We start from the raw sequence: 19,072 nt of genomic DNA, 5'->3' as shown, positions 1-19,072 counted from the left end.
TGCGAACTTGCAACGTGGAGTGACATGAGCGAATCCGAGCGCGCGCGCAAGCGCCCTGCCGATGAACCTGCCGCGCGCGGCACCCACCTCCCGCGTTGGGCCCGCTGGTTGAGTCGCAGCGCACTCTGGCTGGTGGGCCTGATCGCGACCGGCGTCGTCACGGTCGTCGTGCTGGTCGGCATCGCGCTGTCGGTGGCCTACCCCAACCTGCCGGAGATCGGCGGGCTGATGGATTACCGGCCGAAGCTGCCGATGCGGGTGTTCTCGTCCGACGGCGTGCTGCTGGGCGAATACGGTGAGGAGCGACGCAACTTCGTGCCGCTCGCGCAGATTCCCAAGGTCATGCAGCACGCGGTGTTGGCCTCGGAGGACGCGCGGTTCTACGAGCACAGCGGCGTCGACATCAAGGGCGTCGTTCGGGCCGGGTTGGCGCAGTTCAACCGCTCGCGCAGCCAGGGCGCCTCGACGATCACGATGCAGGTGGCGCGCAATTTCTACCTGTCCACCGAGAAGACCTACACCCGCAAGATCTACGAGATGCTGCTGGCGTTCAAGATGGAAAGCCTGCTGACGAAGGACCAGATCCTCGAGGTCTACATGAACCAGATCTTCCTGGGACAGCGGGCCTACGGCTTCGCATCCGCCAGCGAGATCTACTTCGGCAAACCGCTGAAAGACCTGTCGATCGCCGAGGCCGCGATGCTTGCCGGCCTGCCCCAGGCGCCGTCGGCCTACAACCCGATCAACAACCCCGAGCGGGCCAAGAACGGGCAACTGCGGATCCTCGATCGCATGGTCGACAACGGCTACATCACGGCCGAGCAGCGGGACGCCGCGCGCCAAGAGCCGCTGCGCTACCGTGAACCGTCGGAGGTCGCAGTGCACGCCGAGTATGTGGCCGAGGCCGCGCGCCAGCTGATCTTCACCCAGTACGGCGAAGATGCCTACACCCGCGGCCTGAATGTCTACCTGACCCTCAAGTCCGCGGACCAGATGGTGGCGTACCGCGCGCTGCGGCGCGGCATCATGGACTACGAACGGCGCCAGGTTTATCGCGGCCCTGAAGACTATGTCGACCTGCCTGCCGACCCGAAGGAAGTCGACGCCCGCATCGCCGAGGCGCTGCAGGACCACCCGGACAATGACGAACTGAAGGCCGCGATCGCCACCGAGGCGGGCCCGAAGAAGGTGGTGGCGGTGTTGCAGAACGGGGATGCGATCACGATCACCGGCGACGGCCTGAAGCCGGTCACCTCAGGCCTCGCGGTCAAGGGCAACCCCAAGACGCAGATCCGGCCGGGCGCGGTGATCCGACTGATCCGGGGCACCGGCAAGGACGGCAAGCCCGGCGACTGGAGCATCACGCAACTGCCCGAGGTCGAAGGCGCCTTCGTCGCGATCGACCCACGCACCGGCGCCGTGCGGGCGATGGTCGGCGGGTTCGACTACGCGAAAAACAAGTTCAACCACGTGACGCAGGCCTGGCGCCAGCCGGGTTCGAGCTTCAAGCCGTTCATCTATTCGGCGGCCCTGGAAAAGGGCTTCACGCCCGCCACCGTGGTCAACGACGCGCCCCTGTTCTTCGACGCCGGCTCGACCGGCAGCCAGCCTTGGGAACCCAAGAACTACGACGGCAAGTTCGAGGGGCCGATGACGCTGCGCCGCGGTCTCGAGAAGTCGAAGAACATGATCTCGATCCGCATCCTGCAGTCCATCGGTGCACCTTATGCGCAGAACTGGATCACGCGGTTCGGTTTCGAAGCCGACAAGCACCCTGCCTACCTGCCGATGGCGCTGGGCACCGGTTCGGTCACGCCGCTGCAGATGGCCTCGGCGTACAGCGTGTTCGCCAGCGGCGGCTATCGCGTCAATCCGATGCTGATCAGCAAGATCACCGACAGCAAGGGCCGGGTGCTGAATGAGGCCACGCCGCCGGTGCTCAACGAATCGATGCGCACGCTGGATGCGCGCAACGCCTTCGTGATGGACTCGCTGCTGAATACCGTGGCGCTGCGCGGCACGGCGGCGGCGGCCCGGCGGGTGCTGAACCGACCCGACATCTACGGCAAGACCGGCACCACCAACGACTCGATCGACACCTGGTTCGCCGGCTTCCAGCCGAGCCTGGTGGCGATCGTCTGGATCGGCTACGACACGCCGCGCAAGCTCGGCGACAACGAGACCGGCGGCGGTCTGTCATTGCCGATCTGGATCGAGTACATGAAGCACGCGCTGAACGGCGTGCCCGTCGAGCAGTACCCGGTGCCCGAAGGCGTCGTGAACATCGGCGACGAGTGGTTCTACGAGGAATACACCAAGGGCGCCGGTGTCGCCAGCGTCGGCCTGGAGGACAAACTGCCCGCCGCGCCCGACGAAGAAGAGCGCAAGAGCATCCTCGACCTCTTCAAGCGCTGACGAAAACTGTCATTCGTGGGCCGCGAAACGTAATTGTTGACCGGCCTGCTCGCTCGCACAGGCCGACAAGGCATCGAAAAACTCGCCGCCATCGCGCGTGTTGCGCCAGGCGCCGTCGACGAACTTGTAGTGAAAACCCCCGGATCGCGCCGCGAGCCACAGCTCGTGGAGCGGCGGCTGTGTGTTCAGGACGATCTTGCTGCCGTTCGGGAAGCTCATCTCCAGCAGCCCGCCGGTGCGGTGGGTGTCGATGTCGACCACATCGTTCTGCAGCCACCCGTCGAGGCGCGCTTCGACGCTCGCCAGCAGAGCGCTGGTGCGCTGGTCGTACTCGCTGTCGGTCAAGGGCGTGGGGCTGAAGTCGGCGGGCATGGTCGATAGAATCCGGGAATGTTGCAGCGCAAGATCAGTGTAGCGGCGGCCGCGAAGGCTGTGTCGGCGGTGGGCTCATGTCTCGCGCTGACCGTTTCGCTCACGGCCTGTGGTCAGAAGGGCCCGCTGAGCTTGCCCAAGCCGGCGACGCCCGTGATCGCCTCCCAACCCGCTTCCGCCCCCCCAACCGCCCCTGCCCGATGACCCTGCCCGGCTCCCCGCACATCGCCTATCGCGGCGACGATCTGTACATCGAGGGCCGTTCGGTCGCTGCGCTCGCTCGAGAGCACGGCACACCGCTGTACGCCTACTCGCAGGCGTCGATGCTGGACGCGCTCGCCAGCTACCAGCGCGCACTCACCGGCCGCGATCACCTGATCTGCTACGCGATGAAGGCGAATTCCAGCCTGGCGGTGCTGCAGACCTTCGCGCGTGCCGGTTGCGGGTTCGACATCGTCTCCGGTGGCGAGCTCGAGCGCGTCCTCGCGATCGGGGTGGCCGCCAAGAAGATCGTGTTCTCGGGCGTCGGCAAGACGCGCGCCGAGATGCGGCGCGCGCTCGAAGCCGGCGTGCTCTGCTTCAACGTCGAGAGCGAGGCGGAGCTGACGCTGCTGTCCGAAATCGCGGCCGCGGTCGGCAAGACCGCCCGCGTGAGTTTGCGCATCAATCCCGATGTCGACGCCGGCACGCACCCCTACATCTCGACCGGCTTGAAGGGCAACAAGTTCGGCATCGCGCACGAAGACGCGCTGGCCAACTACCTGCGTGCCGCCGCACTGCCCGGCCTCGAGGTCGTCGGCATCGATTGCCACATCGGCTCGCAGATCACCGACGCCGGGCCCTACCTCGACGCACTGGACCGCCTGCTGGAACTGGTCGAGGCGATCGAGGCGCGCGGCATCACGATCCACCACCTCGATCTCGGCGGCGGACTGGGCATCACCTACACCGACGAGGTGCCGCCTTCGGCGGAGACGCTGGTGCGCAGCCTGCTCGAGCGCATCGACGCGCGCGGCCACGGCCACCGCAAGGTGATGTTCGAGCCGGGCCGGTCGCTGGTGGGCAACGCCGGCGTGCTGGTCAGCGAGGTGCTCTACGTGAAGCCTGGCGAACAGAAGAATTTTTGCATCGTCGATGCGGCGATGAACGACCTGATGCGCCCGGCGATGTACCAGGCCTGGATGAACATCGTGCCGTGCGTGAAGCGGGCCGAGCCCGCGGTGCTGTTGGACGTGGTCGGCCCCGTGTGCGAATCGGGCGACTGGCTCGGCAAAGATCGCGAGCTCGCGGTCCGGGCCGGTGATTTCGTCGCGGTGCTCTCGGCGGGCGCCTACAGCATGAGCATGGCCAGCAACTACAACACGCGTGGCCGCGCCGCCGAAGTGATGGTGGCGGGCGACGCCGCCTGGCTGATCCGCGATCGCGAGCCCGTGGCGGCACTGTTCGCCGGCGAGCACCTCCTGCCCACCGGCTGACCGCCGCTAGATCCGGCCTTCTTCCACCCCGTGGCACGCGATCAGCGCGCCACCGAACATCTTCAGTGCCGGCCGCTCGGCCTTGCAGCGCGCATTCGCATGCGGGCAGCGGGGGTGGAAGCTGCAGCCGCTCGGCGGATTCAGCGGGTTCGGCACCTCGCCCTGCACCGGCGTGCGGGCGCGACCGCTCATGTGGATGTCCGGAATCGCATCGAGCAGCATCCGCGTGTACGGGTGCCGCGGGCGGCCGAACAGGTCGGCCTTGTCCGCGAGCTCGACGATGCGGCCCAGGTACATCACGCCGACCTGGTCGCTCACGTGGCGCACGACCGCGAGGTTGTGGGAGATGAACAGGTAGGTCAGGCCCTGCTCGCGCTGCAGGTCCTTCATGATGTTGAGCACCTGCGCCTGCACCGACACATCGAGCGCGGAGGTCGGCTCGTCGCAGACCAGGAACTCGGGTTGCGTCGCCAGCGCGCGGGCGATCGAGATCCGCTGACGCTGACCGCCGGAGAACTGGTGCGGGAACTTCTCGACGTCGGCCGCCGCGAGGCCCACCGATTGCAGCAGCTGTGCGACACGCACCCGCATTTCATCCTTGGTCGCGGCCGTGCCGGAGCCGCTCGCGGTCTGCAGCAGGCCGTGTTCCTTCAGGGGTTCGCCGACGATGTCGGCCACCTTCCAGCGCGGATTCAGGCTCGCGTAGGGGTCCTGGAAGATCATCTGCATGCGGCGGCGCAGCGCCAGCGCGTTCTTGGAGCGGAACGTCGCTGCGGTGTCGACGCCGTCGAACTCGACCCGGCCCTGGGTCGGCGCGTAGAGACCCACCAGCAATCGCGCGACCGTGCTCTTGCCGCAGCCGGACTCACCGACCAGCGCCAGCGTCTTGCCGCGCTGGATCGAGAAGCTGATGCCGTCGACCGCGTGCACGAACTGGCGCGGCTGGCGTTCGATCATGCGGTTGAGCCACGGCGCCGACACGTCGAAGGTCTTCGCGAGATCGTGCACCTGCACGAGCGGCGCGCTCGGGTCGGGCTTCAGCACAGCGCTCATGCCGCCTCCCGCAGTTCAGGCGCGTGCAGCCAGCAGGCAGCGCGTGTTGCGCCCGCCGGCAGCAAGTCGGGCCGCTCCACACGACAGCGATCGAACGCGCGCGGACAGCGCGGGTTGAACGCACACCCGGCCGGGATTGCCGTGAGCCGCGGCATCGCGCCATCGATCTGCAGCAGGCGCTCGCGGTCCTCGTCCATGGCAGGAATCGAGCCCATCAGCCCGACCGTGTAAGGGTGAGCCGGGGCGTGGATCACATCGTGCACGGGGCCGATCTCGGCGATGCGGCCGGCGTACATCACGGCCACGCGGTCGCAGGTCTCGGCGATCACGCCCATGTCATGGGTGACCAGCATCACCGCCGCGCCGTGTTCCTTGCACAGGCGCTTCAGCAGCGAAATGATCTGCGCCTGGATCGAGACGTCGAGCGCGGTGGTGGGCTCGTCCGCGACGATCAGCTTCGGCTCGGCCGCCAGCGCGAGCGCGATCACGACGCGCTGACGCATGCCGCCCGAGAATTGATGCGGATACTGGTCGATGCGCGCCTCGGCGGCCGGAATGCCGGTCTCCTGCAACAGGTGGATGGCGCGCTTGCGGGCCTCGTCATGGCTCAGTGGCAGGTGCGTCATGATCGTCTCGACAAGTTGCCGCCCGACCGTGTACAGCGGGTTCAACGACGTCAGCGGGTCCTGGAAGATCGCGCCGATGTGGCGGCCGCGGACCTTGCGCATCTCCTCGTACGGCAGGTTGTCGATGCGGCGGCCGCCGAACAGGATCTCGCCCGAGGCGACCCGCCCGGGCGGGTCGAGCAGGCCGATGATCGCCGCGCCGGTCAACGACTTGCCGGCGCCGGACTCGCCGACGACGCCGAGGATCTCGCCCGGCGCGATCTGGAACGAAACGTCGTCGAGCGCGACGAGCCTGCCGCGGCGGGTCGGAAATTCGACGCGCAGGTTGCGGACTTCGAGCAGCGGTTGGGTCATGGGCGGTCCCCTCACCGCAGGCGCGGGTTCAGCGCGTCACGCAGCCAGTCGCCGAACAGGTTCATGCTCAGCGCGATCAGCAGCAGCATCGTGCCCGGGAAGATCACCAGCCACCACGCGCCGCTGAACAGTTGCTTGTTGCCCTCGTTGATGAAGGTGCCCAGCGATGGCGAGGTCGGCGACACGCCGACGCCGAGGAACGACAGCGTCGCCTCGGTCTGGATCGCGAGTGCGAGGTGGATCGTGGCCAGCACCAGCACCGGACCCAGCACGTTGGGCAGCACGTGGCGGATCATGATGCGAATCGGCGGCACGCCGACGACGCGCGCCGCCTGCACGTACTCCTTGCTGCGCTCGACCATCGTCGAGCCGCGCACCGTGCGCGCGTACTGCACCCAGCCCGGCAGCGCGATCGCCAGGATCAGCACGCCGAAGGCCAGAGAGTCGTGCGCCTGCGGGAACAGCGCGCGACCGACGCCCGCGATCAACAGCGCGATCAGGATCGACGGGAACGACAGCATCACGTCGCAGACCCGCATGATGAAGCCGTCGATTCGCCCGCCCGCATAGCCGGACAACAGACCGAGCGACACGCCGATCAGCATCGACACCAGAACCGATGCGCCCCCGATCAGCAGCGAGATGCGCGCCCCGTACATCAGCGCGGAGAGTACGTCACGGCCCTGCTCGTCGGTGCCGAGCAGGTACTTGGCCTGTCCACCTTCCATCCACGCCGGCGGCAGCATCGAATCGCTGAGTTCGAGCGTGGCCAGATCGAACGGGTTGTGCGGCGCGATCACGCCGGCGAACAGCGCGACGATCATGCAACCCAGCGCGACCAGCGCCGCGCCGATCGCCATCGGCGAGGTGCGAAACGAGTGCCAGAAATCGCCGTCGAAGAACCGCGCCCAGGCGCTGGGTGCATCAGTGGCGGGCGAAGAGGAAGCGTTCACGATGCGCGGCTGCAGTCGATCACTTGGCTTTCATCGACACCCACTTGAAGTACATGTAGTTGGTGGGCAGCTGCGTCAGCGTGACGTTCTTGTTGTAGGCCCAGGCCAGCGCCTGCTGGTGCAGCGGGATGTGACCGACGTCGTCGGTGTGCACCTTGAAGGCCTCTCGAATCATTTCGTCGCGCTTGGTCTTGTCGGTCTCGGTCTGGATCTTCGTGGTCAGCTCGTCGAGCTTGGCATTGCTGTACGCGCCGAGGTTGTACTGGCCCTGACCCTTGTCCGTCGGCGTGGCCATCAGGTTGTAAAGCGCGTCGTGCGCGTCGGCGGTGCTCGGCGTCCAGCCGAGCAGGTAGAAGCTGGTATCGCGGCGCAGGATCTTCGGGAAGTAGCTGACCTTGGTCTCGGTCTGCAGGTTCACCTTGACGCCGATGCGCGCGAGGTTGGCGGCGACGGCCTGGCAGATCGCCGCGTCATTCACGTAGCGGTCGTTCGGGCAGTTCATGCCGACCTCGAAGCCGCTCGGATAGCCGGCATCGGCCAGCAGCTTCTTGGCCGCGTCCACGTCGTACGGCAGGCGCTTGTTCATCTCGGGCATGAAACCGCGAACGCCCGGGCCGATCATCAACGCGGTCGGCGCCGCTGCGCCGCGCATCACGCGTGCCTTGATCGTCTCTTCGTCGATCGCCTGGTAGAAGGCCTGACGAACCCGCTTGTCCTTGAACGGGTTCTTGCCCTTCACGCTGCTGTTCAACAGTTCATCTCGCTTCTGGTCCATGCCCAGGAAGATCGTGCGCAGTTCAGGGCCTTGCAGGACGGTCAGGTTGGGGCTGCCCTTGATGCGCTCGACGTCCTGGAGCGGCACCGGCTCCATCACGTCGGACTCGCCGGACAGCAGCGCGGCCACGCGGGTCGCATCGTTGCCGATCGGCGTGAAGACGACCTCGTCGAGATTGCTCTCGACCTTGTCCCAGTAGTTGAAGTTGCGCACGAGCACCGTGCGGACGGAGGGCTGGCGCTCCTTCAGGCGAAACGGCCCGGTGCCGTTGGCCTTGAAGCTGGCGGTGTTCTCGACGCCCTTGCGACGGTCGACCGGGCGCTCCGCCTTGTTCTCCTCGCACCACTTCTTGCTCATGATCGCGAACACGGTCAGCGTGTCCGGCAGGATCGGGAACGGCGCCACCGTCTCGATCTCGACCACCGAGTCGCTGACCTTGCGCACGTCCTTCACCGGTGCCACATAGCCACGCATGTCGCTGCCGGCGTCGGCCGCGCGTTTGAAGCTGAAGATCACGTCGTCGGCGGTGAACGGCGTGCCGTCGTGGAATTTGACGCCCTTGCGCAGTTCGAAGCGCCAGACGGTCGGTGAGGTCTGTGACCACTTGGTGGCCAGCAGCGGTTGTACCGACATGTCCTTGCCGCGGCCGACCAGCGACTCGTAGACGCTGCCCATGAAGCTCAGCTGCAGCGATTCGTTCAGCGAGTGCGGGTCCATCGACTGCACATCGCCCTGGTTCGACACGCGCAAGGTCACGGCCTGGGCGGCACCGACAGCCAGCGCTGCTGCGGCGATCACGAGGTTTTTCTTGAAGTTCATGGAGTCTCCTGGACGAAAGGGGATGCGAGGGAGGGTGGCCGCTCAGTGCGCAGCAGCCGACTTCTCGACCCGCAGGCGCGGATCGACGACGAAATAGAGCATGTCCACCGCGAGGTTGATCACGACGAAGATCAACGCGATCAGGCACAGGTAGGCCGCCATCACCGGGATGTCGGCGAAGGTCACGGCCTGGATGAACAGCAGGCCCATGCCGGGCCACTGGAACACCGTCTCGGTGATGATCGCAAACGCGATCAGCCCGCCCAGTTGCAGACCGGTGATCGTGATGACCGGCACGAGCGTGTTGCGCAGTGCGTGGCCGAAATAGACCACCCGGTTCGGCAGCCCGCGTGCGCGCGCGAACTTGATGTAGTCGGCGCGCAGCACCTCGAGCATCTCGGAGCGAACGAGCCGCATGATCAGCGTCAGCTGGAACACCGCGAGCGTGATCGACGGCAGGATCAGGTGCTTCCAGCCGTCGACGGTCAGGAAGCCGGTACTCCACTGGCCGAGCATCGTCACCTCACCGCGGCCGAAGCTCGGCAGCCATTTCAGCGTCACGGCAAAGACCAGGATCAGCAGGATGCCGATCAGGAACACCGGCAACGACACGCCGAGCAGCGAGATCGTCATTAAGGCTTGGGACAGAAAACTGCCGCGACGCAGCGCGGCGTAAACGCCCATCGGAATGCCGAGCAGCAGCGCCAGAGACGCAGCGACGAAGGCCAGTTCGAGCGTTGCCGGCAGACGCTCCGCAATCAGGGAAGAGACCTTGCGCCCTTGCCTCAAGCTCAGGCCGAACTCGCCCCGGACCGCATTGCCGACGAAACGCGCGAACTGGAGCGGGAAGGGCTTGTCCAGTCCGAGGTCGATACGCAACTGCGCGCGCTGCTCCGGCGTCGCGTCCTGACCGAGGATATTGTTGACCGGGTCGCCGACATACTGGAACAGCATGAACGCAATGAAGGCCACCGTGAGCATCACGATGACAGCTTGGAAGAGGCGGCGCAGGACGAAAACAAGCATCGGGGAGTTGCGGGTTCAGTGCAGTGCTCACTGACGCAAGCGGTGTGCGATCAGAGCAAAACGCGAGCCAGCCGTCAAAGGGGAATGCACCGATACGGTGATCGGAACGTTCGAGTTGGCGGCAGAAAGTGGCCCAAAAAAAAGCCGCCCGAAGGCGGCTTTTTGATTCTGACGACCGCTGGCACGAGGCCAGCAGGCGATCAGAAGAAGTGACGCAGACCGACTTCGGCGCCCGACGACTTGCCGCCGAGGGTCGGGGCTGCCGTTTGCGCGGCGCTGACCGACAGACGCGAGACGTTGCCGTTCTTCAGGTGCGAGTAGGTCGTGTAGACGGCCGTGCGCTTCGACAGGTTGTAGACATAGCCGACCTTGAACTGGTCGACCTTGTTGTCGACGCCGCTGCCGGTCAGCTTGCTGCGATCGTAGCCAGCGTGGATTTCGCCTTGGCCGAGCGGCACAACGCCGCTGAACGAGAAGCGGTTCTCGCGGAACGAGCCGACGGTGTCGCGGTCGAAGTAGCCCATCAGCTTGACGACGCCGAGGTCGTACGAACCGCCGATGTTCCAGGTCTTCTGCTCGGCAGCGCCGCTTTGGAAGCGCTGTTGGGCATACGCTGCAGCGATGTCGAACGGGCCCGCGGCGAAGCCGATGCGGCCGCCAAGGTAACGACCCGGGTTGTTGCCGACGGTCGTGCCGTACAGCGACGGACCCGTGCCGCCTTCGCTGGCAGCGGCCATGAACTGGCCGTAGACGCCACCGATGCCGGACGGCAGGAAGTAGCCGATCGAGTTGTTGGCGCGCACGAACGTGGCGGTCGGCAGCTGCAGAACGTGGCTCGAGTCGCCCACGCCGTTGGTGCCGAAGGCATCAAAAATCGTGTTGTTCCAGAACGTCGGGGTGTAGTCACGGCCGAGGCGGACTTCACCGAAACCGCCCATCAGGCTGACGGTGGCACGGCGATTGAAGAACTGCGAGTTCGTGGTGCCCGAGTCAGCGTTGACACCGGCCAGCAGGACGAAGCCAGCCTTGAGGCCGCCACCGAGGTCTTCGATGCCCTTGAAGCCCAGCTGGCTGCTGTTGATGCCGTCTTGGCTCAGCGAGTAGCGACGTGCAGAGCCGTCATTCTTGACGTACTTGGCGTTCAGGTCGACCGTTCCGTAGAGGCTGACCGACGATTGGGCCGATGCGACACCGGCGAAAGCGCCCAGAACTGCGAGAGCGAGCAGAGATTTTTTCATTGCAACTATCTCCTAGGTTGAACAAGAGGTCCCGATCAAGAATCACCCTCGTTGGGCAGATCAGGCACAACCCCCTCAGCGGAAGTTGTGCGTATTGCACCAGAGGGGCCGGGTACTGGAAAGCCTTGGCGGGCAAAAAAGGACTTTATGTTGTCTCAGCACAACGAGCTTGCCGGCGCCTTCGCTGCGTTATTCTGGCCGCCTGTTTACCTCGCTGATCGCATGACCGAGACCCTGATCGACCCCCTCCTGAACGCCGCTGACAGCGCGCTTCGGACGCTCTCCGGCGCCGACACGGCGGCCCGCCCTCGACCGATGGCGAAGGCGGCGCCGGTGGAGCTGGACGCCGCCCAACGCCGCCTGTCCGGCGCGCTGATGCGGGTCAACCATGTCGGGGAGGTCTGCGCCCAGGCGCTCTACAACGCGCAAGCGCTCACGACCCGCGACCCCGCGTTGCGTCGCCAGTTCGAGCACGCGGCGCGCGAAGAGACCGACCACCTCGCTTGGACGCAGGACCGGCTGCGCGAGTTGAACGCCAGGCCCAGCCTGCTCAATCCCCTTTGGTACGCCGGTTCGTTCGCGATCGGGCTGCTGGCAGGGCGGGCCGGCGACGCGATCAGCCTGGGCTTCGTCGACGAAACCGAACGTCAGGTGGAGCAGCACCTCGACAGCCACTTGCAACGTCTGCCGATCGACGACACCGCGTCACGCGCCATCGTCGCGCAGATGAAGCAGGACGAGGCGCGCCATGGCGCCGAAGCGCGCGCAGCCGGTGCCGCGCCGCTGCCGGCACCGGTTCGCTGGGCGATGCGGCTCGCGTCCAAGGTCATGACGAGCACCGCCTACCGCATCTGAACGTCAGGCTGCCCGGATCTCGAAGCTGGTCGTGATCTCGGCCGTCTTCTCCAGCATGATGGTCGCCGAGCAGTACTTCTCGTGCGACATCTTCACCGCCCGCTCGACCACGGCCTCCGACAGCGCCGGCCCCGTGACCACGAAGTGGAGGTGGATCTTCGTGAACACCTTCGGATCGGTCGGCGCGCGCTCCGAGGTCACGACGACCTGGCAGCCGCGCACATCGTGGCGGCCGCGTTGCAGGATCAGCACCACGTCGTAGGCGGTGCAACCGCCGGTGCCCGCGAGCACGATCTCCATCGGACGGGGCGCCAGATTTCGCCCGCCGCCATCGGGCGCACCGTCCATCATCAGCAGGTGGCCACTGCCCGTTTCGGCCGAGAACGCCATGCCGCTGGCTGGCATCCAGTTGATCGTGCAATGCATCGTCTTGTCCTTCCGGTCCGGCACCGATTGCGGAACCCTCGCATCGATTGTGCACACGCGGGCGCCGCCGGTGGAGCGCCCGCTCTAAATGCAATCCCCTGATTTATTGCAGCGCAGCAAAAAACGTTCTACACTCGTTCTCATGCGGTGATCGATGCCCGATCGGCTCTCACCCGAACGTTTGTCTCCTCCACCTCCTCCATTGGTGGATTCAGCCCAAGGCAGCAATGCCTTGGGCGTTTTTCTGACCGTATGATGCAGCGCCGCAAAAGCCTGATCCGGAGACAACGCGCATGGCCGCCCCGAAGACCAAGACCGCCGCGCCTGTCGCGAAGTCGAACACCCCGCTGACGCTGGCCGACTACCTCCAGAAGATCCTGACCGCTCGGGTCTACGACGTGGCCATCGAGACGGCGCTCGAGCCGGCCCGCAACCTCTCGGCACGGCTGGCCAACCAGGTGTTGCTGAAGCGCGAGGACACGCAGCCGGTTTTCAGCTTCAAATTGCGAGGCGCGTACAACAAGATGGCCCACCTGGCGCCGGCGCAGCTCAAGCGCGGCGTGATCTGCGCGTCGGCCGGCAACCACGCCCAGGGCGTGGCGCTGGCCGCCAAGCGCCTGGGCTGCAAGGCGCTTATCGTGATGCCGGTGACGACGCCGCAGGTCAAGGTCGACGCGGTGCGCTCCCATGGCGGCGAGGTCGTGCTGTTCGGCGAGAGCTATTCCGACGCCTACCTGCACGCCCTCGAGCTCGAAGCCAAGCGCGGCCTGACCTTCGTCCATCCGTTCGACGACCCCGACGTGATCGCCGGCCAAGGCACGATCGCGATGGAAATCCTGCGCCAGCACCAGGCGCCGATCGACGCGATCTTCGTCGCGATCGGCGGCGGCGGCCTGATCTCCGGCGTGGCGGCGTACATCAAGTCGGTGCGTCCCGAGATCAAGGTGATCGGCGTGCAGACCCACGATTCGGACGCGATGCTGCGCTCGGTCAAGTCGGGCAAGCGCGTGCAGCTGCACGACGTGGGCCTGTTCGCCGATGGCACGGCCGTCAAGCTGGTCGGCCAGGAGACCTTCCGCCTAGCGCGCGAGCTCGTCGACGAGTACGTGGTCGTCGACACCGACGCCGCCTGCGCCGCGATCAAGGACGTATTCCAGGACACGCGCAGCATCCTCGAACCGTCGGGTGCGCTGGGCGTCGCGGCGATCAAGCAGTACGTCGAGACGCACAAGTGCAAGGGCAAGACCTTCGTCGCGATCACCTGCGGCGCCAACATGAACTTCGACCGCCTGCGTTTCGTCGCCGAACGCGCGGAAGTCGGCGAGGAGCGCGAGGCGCTGTTCGCGGTGACGATTCCCGAGGAGCGCGGCAGCTTCAGGCGCTTCTGCGAGTTGCTGGGCCCGCGTGCGGTGACCGAGTTCAACTACCGCATCTCCGATGCGAAGCAGGCCCATGTGTTCGTCGGCCTCGCGACGACCAAGCGTGCCGAGTCGATCACGCTCGCCAAGCAGTTCAAGCGCCACGGCTTCGACACGCTGGACCTGACCGGCGACGAATTGGCCAAGGAACACGTGCGCCACATGGTCGGTGGTCGCAGCAGCCTGGCGCAGGACGAACGCCTTTACCGCTTCGTGTTCCCGGAGCGGCCGGGTGCGCTGATGCGCTTCCTGTCGAGCATGCATCCGGGCTGGAACATCACACTGTTCCACTACCGCAACCAAGGCGCGGATTACGGGCGCATCCTCGTCGGCATCCAGGTGCCACGGGCCGACAAGAAGGCGTTCAAGGCCTTCCTCGAAACCCTGGCGTACCCGTGCGAGGACGAGACCGACAACCCGGTCTATCGGTTGTTTCTGCGCTGAGGCCGGCGCGGGCTCGTTGCCGCGGCGCGGTGCGGGCCTCACAATCCTGGCGTCGTTGAGACTTCTCGAACACGCACCCATGTCGGTCAATCGCTCGCTGATCTCTGCCACGTCGAACCCGCTGCTCGAGCAGGCCCTGCGCCAAAAGCTCGCGCGGCGCGCCGAGACCACCGGCAGTCTCGGCGAACTGGAAGCACTCGCGGTGCGCCTCGGTCTGATCCAGAACACGCTGAAGCCGCGCTTTCGCACGCCGCAACTGGCGATCTTCGCGTCCGACCACGGCCTGGCCGTCGAGGGCCTGAGCGCTGCAGGCGGCCAGTCGACGGCGCTGCTCGCGCACCAGCTGCTGACTTCGCAACTGCCGGTGGCCGTCTTCGCACGCATCCAGGGCCTCGAACTCTCGGTCGTCGACTGCGGCATCGCCGAATCGGTGAACCCGCACGCCCGGCTGCTCGCCCGCAAGATCGCCCACGGGACCCGCAACGCGCGCGTCACCGCCGCGATGTCGCTCGACCAGGCCCATGCAGCCATCCGGGCGGGCATGGAAATCGCCGATTCGCTGGTCGGCAACGTCGTCGTGTGCGCCGGCATCGGCGTCGGCTCGGACGCAAGCGCGGCGCTGGTGCTGTCGCGCCTGTCCGGCGCCAACCTCAGCGACTTGCTGATCGAGGGCCCGGACATGGAGGAGGCGCACCTGTCCCACCTGCTCGCCGTGCTGCAGACGGCCCAGGCCCGGCATCGCGACGTCAGCGACCCGGTGGAAGTACTCGCCGCTTTCGGCGGGTTCGAGATGGCGATGATGGTCGGCGTGATGCTGGTCGCCGGCAGCAAACGGCACCTGATCGTGGTCGACGGCATGCCAGCTTGCGCGGCGCTGATGGTCGCGGCGCGCATCGCGCCGGCCGTCACCGACTACTGCATCTACTGCCGCAGCCACAGCCACGAGGGGCTGGACCAGGCGCTGGCGCTGTTCCACGCGTCCGCGCTGCTCGAACTCGGCATGGAGAGCACCGATGGCACCGGGGCCACGCTGGCCTGGCCGCTGGTGCGCAGCGCTGCGGCGCTGCTGACCGAAGTGGCCGAAGGCGAAGAACCCGGCCCGACCCACCCCGGTTCCATCACCACCACGGACCTGCCGGCGACGACGCTCTGAGAGCGCCGGTCACCCGCTCACTGCGTCGGCGCGTTCGACTCGGGCCGGTTGACGGGCGGCGCCTGCGGCGGCGGCGGTACAGCCAGCGGCGGCGCGGGCGGCACATACTGCGGCACCGGCGTGGGCGGCGACAGCGGCGCGCCAGCACCACCCCCGATGTTGATCGGCAGCGTGCCCGTAGCGGCGGCCGCCAGCGGCGGCAGCTCGAGCGTGATGGTGGGTGCGCCCTGGGTCGGGCCGATCGACACGGTGCGCAGGCTGACCGACTGCAGCACCAGGTCGTTGTCCACCCGCGCGCCCACGGGGTACGCCTTGGCCATCTTGCCGTCGACCGCGATCAGCGCGACGCCGTGCGTCGAGTTCGAGGCCGTGGTAGACGCGTATTTCGGCGCGACGATGCCGAGCAGCTTGAAGCGGCTCGCGGCCTGGGGCGTCGCCACCGCCGCGGGCGCCGCGACCGGCGCGCTGCCGAGCAGGCGGGTCAGGTCGCCGCGCACCGCCGCGGTGTCGCCGACCGGCACGGCGTAGGCCGGCGCCACCGGCGCGCGGACGAACAGGCGCAAGCCCCAGAACACCGCGGTGGCGGCGACCAGAGCCCATATCACGAACGCTGACAGACGGGCGAGCATGCACGATTATGATTCAACCGACTTCAAACACCGGCCTCGTTGCCGGCAGGAAATTGCCATGACGTTGGTTCCCCACCTCGGCACCCGGCGCCGCGCCCGTGCCCTCGCCGGCCGCCGACCGCGCGGCTTCACGCTGATCGAGCTGATGGTCGTGCTGGTCATCATCGGCGTGCTCGCCGCGCTGATCGTGCCCAACGTGCTCGAACGCGCCGACGATGCGCGTGTCACCGCGGCCCGCACCGACGTGAACAACTTGATGCAGGCCCTCAAGCTCTACAAGCTCGACAACCAACGCTACCCGAGCGCCGAGCAGGGCCTGAACGCGCTGGTCGCGAAACCGACCGCCGGCACGATCCCTCCGAACTGGAAGCCGTATCTCGACAAGCTGCCGAACGACCCCTGGGGCCACGCCTATCAATATGCGAACCCGGGCCTGAAGGGCGAGATCGACGTCTACAGCTTCGGCGCCGACGGCGTGATCGGCGGCGAAGCGAAGAACGCCGACATCGGTTCCTGGCAGTGATGAACCCGCTCGTCGAACACGAACGTTCGACGATCCCGCGCCGCGCCGCGCGGCGCGTCGGCGGCTTCACGCTGATCGAGCTGATGGTCGTGGTCGCCTTGATCGCGATCGCCAGTGCGGTGGCCAGCCTCGCGCTGCGCGACCCAGCATCGACCCGGCTCGAACACGAAGGCGCCCGGCTGGTCGCCTTGCTGGAATCGGCGCGGACCGAGGCCCGAGCGTCCGGCCTGACGGCCAGCTGGGAACCTCGGCCTGCGCAGGAAGGTGCGGAGGGCTTCCGCTTCGTCGGCTTCCCGCCGTCCTCGCAACTTCCCTCGAACTGGCTCGTACCGGGCGTCCGCGCCGAGGTCTCGGGCGCGCGCGCCGTGCTGCTCGGCCCCGAACCGCTGATCGGCGCGCAGCGCATCGTGCTGCGGCTGGACGACCAGGCCCTGACCCTGGCCACCGACGGCCTCGGGCCGTTCGTCGTGGTGGACAACAGCACGCCCGTGGCGGGTCGGTCATGATCCGCTGGCGCGACCGCGGCTTCACGCTGATCGAAGTGATGGTCGCGCTGGCAATCGTCGCGATCACCCTCGGCGCCGGCATCAAGGCGGCTGGCGCGCTGACCGGCAACACCCAGCGCCTGGCCGACACCAGCGCCGCCCAGTGGTGCGCCGACAACCAGCTCACCGGCCTGCGCCTGAGCAAGCTGACGCCGCCGATCGGCGACTCCGACTTCAGCTGCGTCGAGCTCGGCGTCACCTACCAGGGCCGGCTGTCGGTGCGACCCACGCCGAACCCGCTGTTCGTCAACGTCGATGCGCTGGTCGCCGACGCCAACGGCCAGGCGATCCTGAACCTGACGACGGTGCTGCGCAAATGAGCACCCCCGCAGCCGGCCGGCGACTCCGGGGCTTCACGCTTGTCGAAGTCCTGGTCGCGATGGTCGTGATGGCGATCATGGCGGTGATGGCCTGGCAGGGTGTCGACGGCATCGTCCGCACCCGCGACGCCAGCCAGGCCCGGCTCGAACAGACGCTGCGGCTGAACACCGTGATGGCGCAATGGGAACAGGACCTGGCGTCGATGCAGGAAAGCCTGACCGTGCCGTACACGGTCGCCTGCGACGGGGCTTCGGTACGGATCGTGCGCCGCACGCCCGATGGCTTGCAGATCGTCGCGTGGAGCTTCCGGCCCGACGAAAACGGCGGCGGCGCCTGGGTGCGCTGGGCCGGGCCGTCGGTCACGACCACCGGCGAGTTGCAGGACAGCTGGCTGCGCAGCCTGCAACTGCAAGGCACGGAGGTCGGCTCGCTGAAGACGCTGACCGGACTGCTCGGCTGGCAGGTGTACTTCTACCAAGGCAACGGCTGGGCCAACTGCCAATCGACCGGCAACGTCGGAACCGTCGGCGGCACCACTACCGGCACGCCGGCGCCGCGCATCAAGCCGCCGGATGGCGTGCGGATCGTCCTCAGCTTCGCGCCCGGCAGCGGGCTGAGCGGCGACCTGACGCGCGACACGCTGCTGACGCCATGAGGCGCCCCCGTCCCCCGTCACCGGCGCCGCGGGGCCAGCGCGGCGCGGCGTTGCTCACCGCGATGATCATCGTCACGCTGGTCGCGACGCTGGCCACCGCGATGGTCTGGCAGCAGTGGCGCGCGGTGCAGGTCGAGTCGGCCGAGCGCGCCCGGGCGCAGGCGGCGTGGATCCTGTCCGGCGCGCTCGACTTCGCGCGCCTGATTCTGCGGGAGGACCAGAAGAGCGGCAAGCCGACCGCCCTGACCGAGCCGTGGGCGACGCCCCTGGCCGAATCGCGGCTGTCGACTTTTCTCGCGATCGACAAGTCCAACGCCGACGACGGACCCGAGGCGTTTCTGTCCGGCACGATCGCCGACGCGCAGGGCCGCTACAACCTGACCAACCTCGTCACGCGCCCGGACCCGGCACAGCCGCCGACGATCGACAAGCTCGAGCTCGAGACGCTGGAACGGCTGTGCCTGAACATCGGCCTGGATGCCGGCATCGCCGACCGCATCGCCACGGGCCTGCTGAATGCGCTCGCCGCGTCGACCGGCGCCGCGCCCCTGCGGCCGCAAAGTGTGTCCCAGCTGAAATGGCTGGGCATCGACGCTGCGGCGGTGCAGGCGCTGCAGGGTTACGTGGTGCTGCTGCCGGCGCCAACGGCGGTCAATGTCAACACGGCACCGAAGGAGGTCATCGCCGCCGCCATCAAGGGCATGGACCCGGCCAGCGCCGAACGGCTGGTGCAAATGCGGCAGCGAGCCCCCTTCAAGGACCTCAAATCGTTCAACGACGAGGTGGTCGCATTCGCCCCACTCACTGCCAAGCTGGACGTGCGCTCCAGCTACTTCGAGGTTCGTGGCCGCTTGCGGCTGGTCGACCGGGTGCTGGTCGAGCGCTCGCTGGTCCAGCGCCTGCCGAACGGCCAGATCAACGTCCTGCTGCGCGAGCGCATCGCCAGCCTCGAGCAGGTCGGCACATGAGCACCCGCCGCGCCTGCTGCCAGCACGCT

The 19,072-nt window shown here is 67.2% G+C and carries 20 protein-coding genes; 11 read left to right on the top strand and 9 right to left on the bottom strand.

All coding sequences use genetic code 11. The features are described 5' to 3' along the window. Positions 1-24: 24 nt before the first annotated feature. Positions 25-2,415 (top strand): penicillin-binding protein 1A, encoded by a 2,391-nt coding sequence (locus tag ASC76_RS01125; protein WP_056461150.1) that lies wholly within the window; start codon positions 25-27, stop codon positions 2,413-2,415. A 9-nt stretch (positions 2,416-2,424) separates the two neighbouring features. On the opposite strand, the gene cyaY is transcribed toward ASC76_RS01125, so the two are convergent. After that, on the bottom strand, positions 2,425-2,760 hold the full coding sequence (gene cyaY, locus ASC76_RS01120) for an iron donor protein CyaY (RefSeq protein ID WP_056463008.1): 336 nt from the start codon (positions 2,758-2,760) through the stop codon (positions 2,425-2,427). A gap of 45 nt (positions 2,761-2,805) precedes the next feature. On the opposite strand from cyaY, the gene ASC76_RS26490 reads away from it, so the two are divergent. After that, positions 2,806-2,991, top strand: a complete 186-nt coding sequence (locus ASC76_RS26490) for a lipoprotein (protein ID WP_157615185.1) — start codon at positions 2,806-2,808, stop codon at positions 2,989-2,991. Beyond that, the gene (gene lysA / locus ASC76_RS01115; protein WP_056461147.1) at positions 2,988-4,262 is read left to right on the top strand and encodes a diaminopimelate decarboxylase; all 1,275 of its coding nucleotides are present in this window, start codon (positions 2,988-2,990) and stop codon (positions 4,260-4,262) included. The genes ASC76_RS26490 and lysA overlap by 4 nt, the downstream gene beginning before the upstream one ends. Positions 4,263-4,268: 6 nt before the next feature. On the opposite strand, the gene ASC76_RS01110 is transcribed toward lysA, so the two are convergent. From ASC76_RS01110 to ASC76_RS01085, 6 genes are all read right to left on the bottom strand, one after another. After that, entirely contained in the window at positions 4,269-5,315 is a 1,047-nt protein-coding gene (locus tag ASC76_RS01110; protein ID WP_056461144.1) for an ABC transporter ATP-binding protein, read from the bottom strand. Further along, positions 5,312-6,295: an ABC transporter ATP-binding protein gene (locus ASC76_RS01105; protein ID WP_056461141.1), complete on the bottom strand. Its 984-nt coding sequence runs from the start codon at positions 6,293-6,295 to the stop codon at positions 5,312-5,314. Before ASC76_RS01105 ends, ASC76_RS01110 begins: the two co-directional genes overlap by 4 nt. An 11-nt stretch (positions 6,296-6,306) precedes the next feature. Continuing rightward, positions 6,307-7,248 carry an ABC transporter permease gene (locus ASC76_RS01100; protein ID WP_056461136.1) on the bottom strand — a complete coding sequence of 314 codons (942 nt, stop codon included), beginning with the start codon at positions 7,246-7,248 and terminating at the stop codon, positions 6,307-6,309. 19 nt (positions 7,249-7,267) lie between these two features. Then, positions 7,268-8,842, bottom strand: coding sequence for an ABC transporter substrate-binding protein (locus ASC76_RS01095; protein WP_056461133.1), 1,575 nt, complete (start codon positions 8,840-8,842; stop codon positions 7,268-7,270). Between the two features lie 42 nt (positions 8,843-8,884). Then, positions 8,885-9,868: an ABC transporter permease gene (locus ASC76_RS01090; RefSeq protein WP_056461130.1), complete on the bottom strand. Its 984-nt coding sequence runs from the start codon at positions 9,866-9,868 to the stop codon at positions 8,885-8,887. Positions 9,869-10,068: 200 nt separating this feature from the next. Next, positions 10,069-11,106, bottom strand: coding sequence for a porin (locus ASC76_RS01085; RefSeq protein WP_056461127.1), 1,038 nt, complete (start codon positions 11,104-11,106; stop codon positions 10,069-10,071). 222 nt (positions 11,107-11,328) lie between these two features. Here ASC76_RS01085 and coq7 point away from each other — a divergent pair, with 222 nt between their 5' ends. Further along, on the top strand, positions 11,329-11,961 hold the full coding sequence (coq7, locus tag ASC76_RS01080) for a 2-polyprenyl-3-methyl-6-methoxy-1,4-benzoquinone monooxygenase (protein ID WP_056461124.1): 633 nt from the start codon (positions 11,329-11,331) through the stop codon (positions 11,959-11,961). A 3-nt stretch (positions 11,962-11,964) separates the two neighbouring features. Here coq7 and ASC76_RS01075 read toward each other — a convergent pair whose 3' ends face one another. Further along, positions 11,965-12,387, bottom strand: a complete 423-nt coding sequence (locus ASC76_RS01075; protein WP_056463005.1) for an OsmC family protein — start codon at positions 12,385-12,387, stop codon at positions 11,965-11,967. A gap of 293 nt (positions 12,388-12,680) precedes the next feature. Between ASC76_RS01075 and ilvA the strand changes: the two genes are divergently transcribed. Then, on the top strand, positions 12,681-14,249 hold the full coding sequence (gene ilvA, locus ASC76_RS01070; RefSeq protein WP_056461121.1) for a threonine ammonia-lyase, biosynthetic: 1,569 nt from the start codon (positions 12,681-12,683) through the stop codon (positions 14,247-14,249). Positions 14,250-14,328: 79 nt separating this feature from the next. Then, the gene (locus ASC76_RS01065; protein ID WP_056461117.1) at positions 14,329-15,402 is read left to right on the top strand and encodes a nicotinate-nucleotide--dimethylbenzimidazole phosphoribosyltransferase; all 1,074 of its coding nucleotides are present in this window, start codon (positions 14,329-14,331) and stop codon (positions 15,400-15,402) included. Positions 15,403-15,419: 17 nt separating this feature from the next. Here the strand turns inward: ASC76_RS01065 and ASC76_RS01060 are convergent, their stop codons facing one another. Next, a complete protein-coding gene (locus tag ASC76_RS01060; protein WP_200947082.1) occupies positions 15,420-16,031 on the bottom strand; it encodes a hypothetical protein in 612 nt (203 codons plus the stop codon). A 58-nt stretch (positions 16,032-16,089) separates the two neighbouring features. On the opposite strand from ASC76_RS01060, the gene gspG reads away from it, so the two are divergent. The 5 genes from gspG to gspK are packed head-to-tail and all read left to right on the top strand — an operon-like array spanning position 16,090 to position 19,043. Beyond that, complete coding sequence (gene gspG, locus ASC76_RS01055) at positions 16,090-16,554, top strand: type II secretion system major pseudopilin GspG (RefSeq protein WP_082548613.1); 465 nt, start codon at positions 16,090-16,092, stop codon at positions 16,552-16,554. Then, positions 16,554-17,060 carry a Tfp pilus assembly protein FimT/FimU gene (locus ASC76_RS01050; protein ID WP_082548612.1) on the top strand — a complete coding sequence of 169 codons (507 nt, stop codon included), beginning with the start codon at positions 16,554-16,556 and terminating at the stop codon, positions 17,058-17,060. The genes gspG and ASC76_RS01050 overlap by 1 nt, the downstream gene beginning before the upstream one ends. Beyond that, positions 17,057-17,419, top strand: a complete 363-nt coding sequence (gene gspI / locus ASC76_RS01045) for a type II secretion system minor pseudopilin GspI (RefSeq protein WP_056461112.1) — start codon at positions 17,057-17,059, stop codon at positions 17,417-17,419. Before ASC76_RS01050 ends, gspI begins: the two co-directional genes overlap by 4 nt. Next, positions 17,416-18,075 (top strand): prepilin-type N-terminal cleavage/methylation domain-containing protein, encoded by a 660-nt coding sequence (locus ASC76_RS01040; protein ID WP_056461110.1) that lies wholly within the window; start codon positions 17,416-17,418, stop codon positions 18,073-18,075. Before gspI ends, ASC76_RS01040 begins: the two co-directional genes overlap by 4 nt. Next, positions 18,072-19,043: a type II secretion system minor pseudopilin GspK gene (gene gspK, locus ASC76_RS01035; RefSeq protein ID WP_056461107.1), complete on the top strand. Its 972-nt coding sequence runs from the start codon at positions 18,072-18,074 to the stop codon at positions 19,041-19,043. Before ASC76_RS01040 ends, gspK begins: the two co-directional genes overlap by 4 nt. The last annotated feature ends 29 nt before the right edge of the window (positions 19,044-19,072 follow it).

Source organism: Rhizobacter sp. Root404 (assembly GCF_001425865.1).
Lineage (GTDB): Bacteria > Pseudomonadota > Gammaproteobacteria > Burkholderiales > Burkholderiaceae_C > LMDS01.
This window is presented reverse-complemented; position numbering and strand designations above follow the sequence as displayed.

What these genes read in the sequence shown, in the direction of transcription:
- ASC76_RS01125 (WP_056461150.1), top strand. Translation starts at nt 25, where the DNA reads ATGAGCGAATCCGAGCGCGCGCGCAAGCGCCCTGCCGATGAACCTGCC.
- ASC76_RS26490 (WP_157615185.1), top strand. Translation starts at nt 2,806, where the DNA reads ATGTTGCAGCGCAAGATCAGTGTAGCGGCGGCCGCGAAGGCTGTGTCG.
- lysA (WP_056461147.1), top strand. Translation starts at nt 2,988, where the DNA reads ATGACCCTGCCCGGCTCCCCGCACATCGCCTATCGCGGCGACGATCTG.
- ASC76_RS01110 (WP_056461144.1), bottom strand. Translation starts at nt 5,315, where the DNA reads ATGAGCGCTGTGCTGAAGCCCGACCCGAGCGCGCCGCTCGTGCAGGTG.
- ASC76_RS01105 (WP_056461141.1), bottom strand. Translation starts at nt 6,295, where the DNA reads ATGACCCAACCGCTGCTCGAAGTCCGCAACCTGCGCGTCGAATTTCCG.
- ASC76_RS01095 (WP_056461133.1), bottom strand. Translation starts at nt 8,842, where the DNA reads ATGAACTTCAAGAAAAACCTCGTGATCGCCGCAGCAGCGCTGGCTGTC.
- ASC76_RS01090 (WP_056461130.1), bottom strand. Translation starts at nt 9,868, where the DNA reads ATGCTTGTTTTCGTCCTGCGCCGCCTCTTCCAAGCTGTCATCGTGATG.
- ASC76_RS01085 (WP_056461127.1), bottom strand. Translation starts at nt 11,106, where the DNA reads ATGAAAAAATCTCTGCTCGCTCTCGCAGTTCTGGGCGCTTTCGCCGGT.
- coq7 (WP_056461124.1), top strand. Translation starts at nt 11,329, where the DNA reads ATGACCGAGACCCTGATCGACCCCCTCCTGAACGCCGCTGACAGCGCG.
- ASC76_RS01075 (WP_056463005.1), bottom strand. Translation starts at nt 12,387, where the DNA reads ATGCATTGCACGATCAACTGGATGCCAGCCAGCGGCATGGCGTTCTCG.
- ilvA (WP_056461121.1), top strand. Translation starts at nt 12,681, where the DNA reads ATGGCCGCCCCGAAGACCAAGACCGCCGCGCCTGTCGCGAAGTCGAAC.
- ASC76_RS01065 (WP_056461117.1), top strand. Translation starts at nt 14,329, where the DNA reads ATGTCGGTCAATCGCTCGCTGATCTCTGCCACGTCGAACCCGCTGCTC.
- ASC76_RS01060 (WP_200947082.1), bottom strand. Translation starts at nt 16,031, where the DNA reads ATGCTCGCCCGTCTGTCAGCGTTCGTGATATGGGCTCTGGTCGCCGCC.
- gspG (WP_082548613.1), top strand. Translation starts at nt 16,090, where the DNA reads ATGACGTTGGTTCCCCACCTCGGCACCCGGCGCCGCGCCCGTGCCCTC.
- ASC76_RS01050 (WP_082548612.1), top strand. Translation starts at nt 16,554, where the DNA reads ATGAACCCGCTCGTCGAACACGAACGTTCGACGATCCCGCGCCGCGCC.
- gspI (WP_056461112.1), top strand. Translation starts at nt 17,057, where the DNA reads ATGATCCGCTGGCGCGACCGCGGCTTCACGCTGATCGAAGTGATGGTC.
- ASC76_RS01040 (WP_056461110.1), top strand. Translation starts at nt 17,416, where the DNA reads ATGAGCACCCCCGCAGCCGGCCGGCGACTCCGGGGCTTCACGCTTGTC.
- gspK (WP_056461107.1), top strand. Translation starts at nt 18,072, where the DNA reads ATGAGGCGCCCCCGTCCCCCGTCACCGGCGCCGCGGGGCCAGCGCGGC.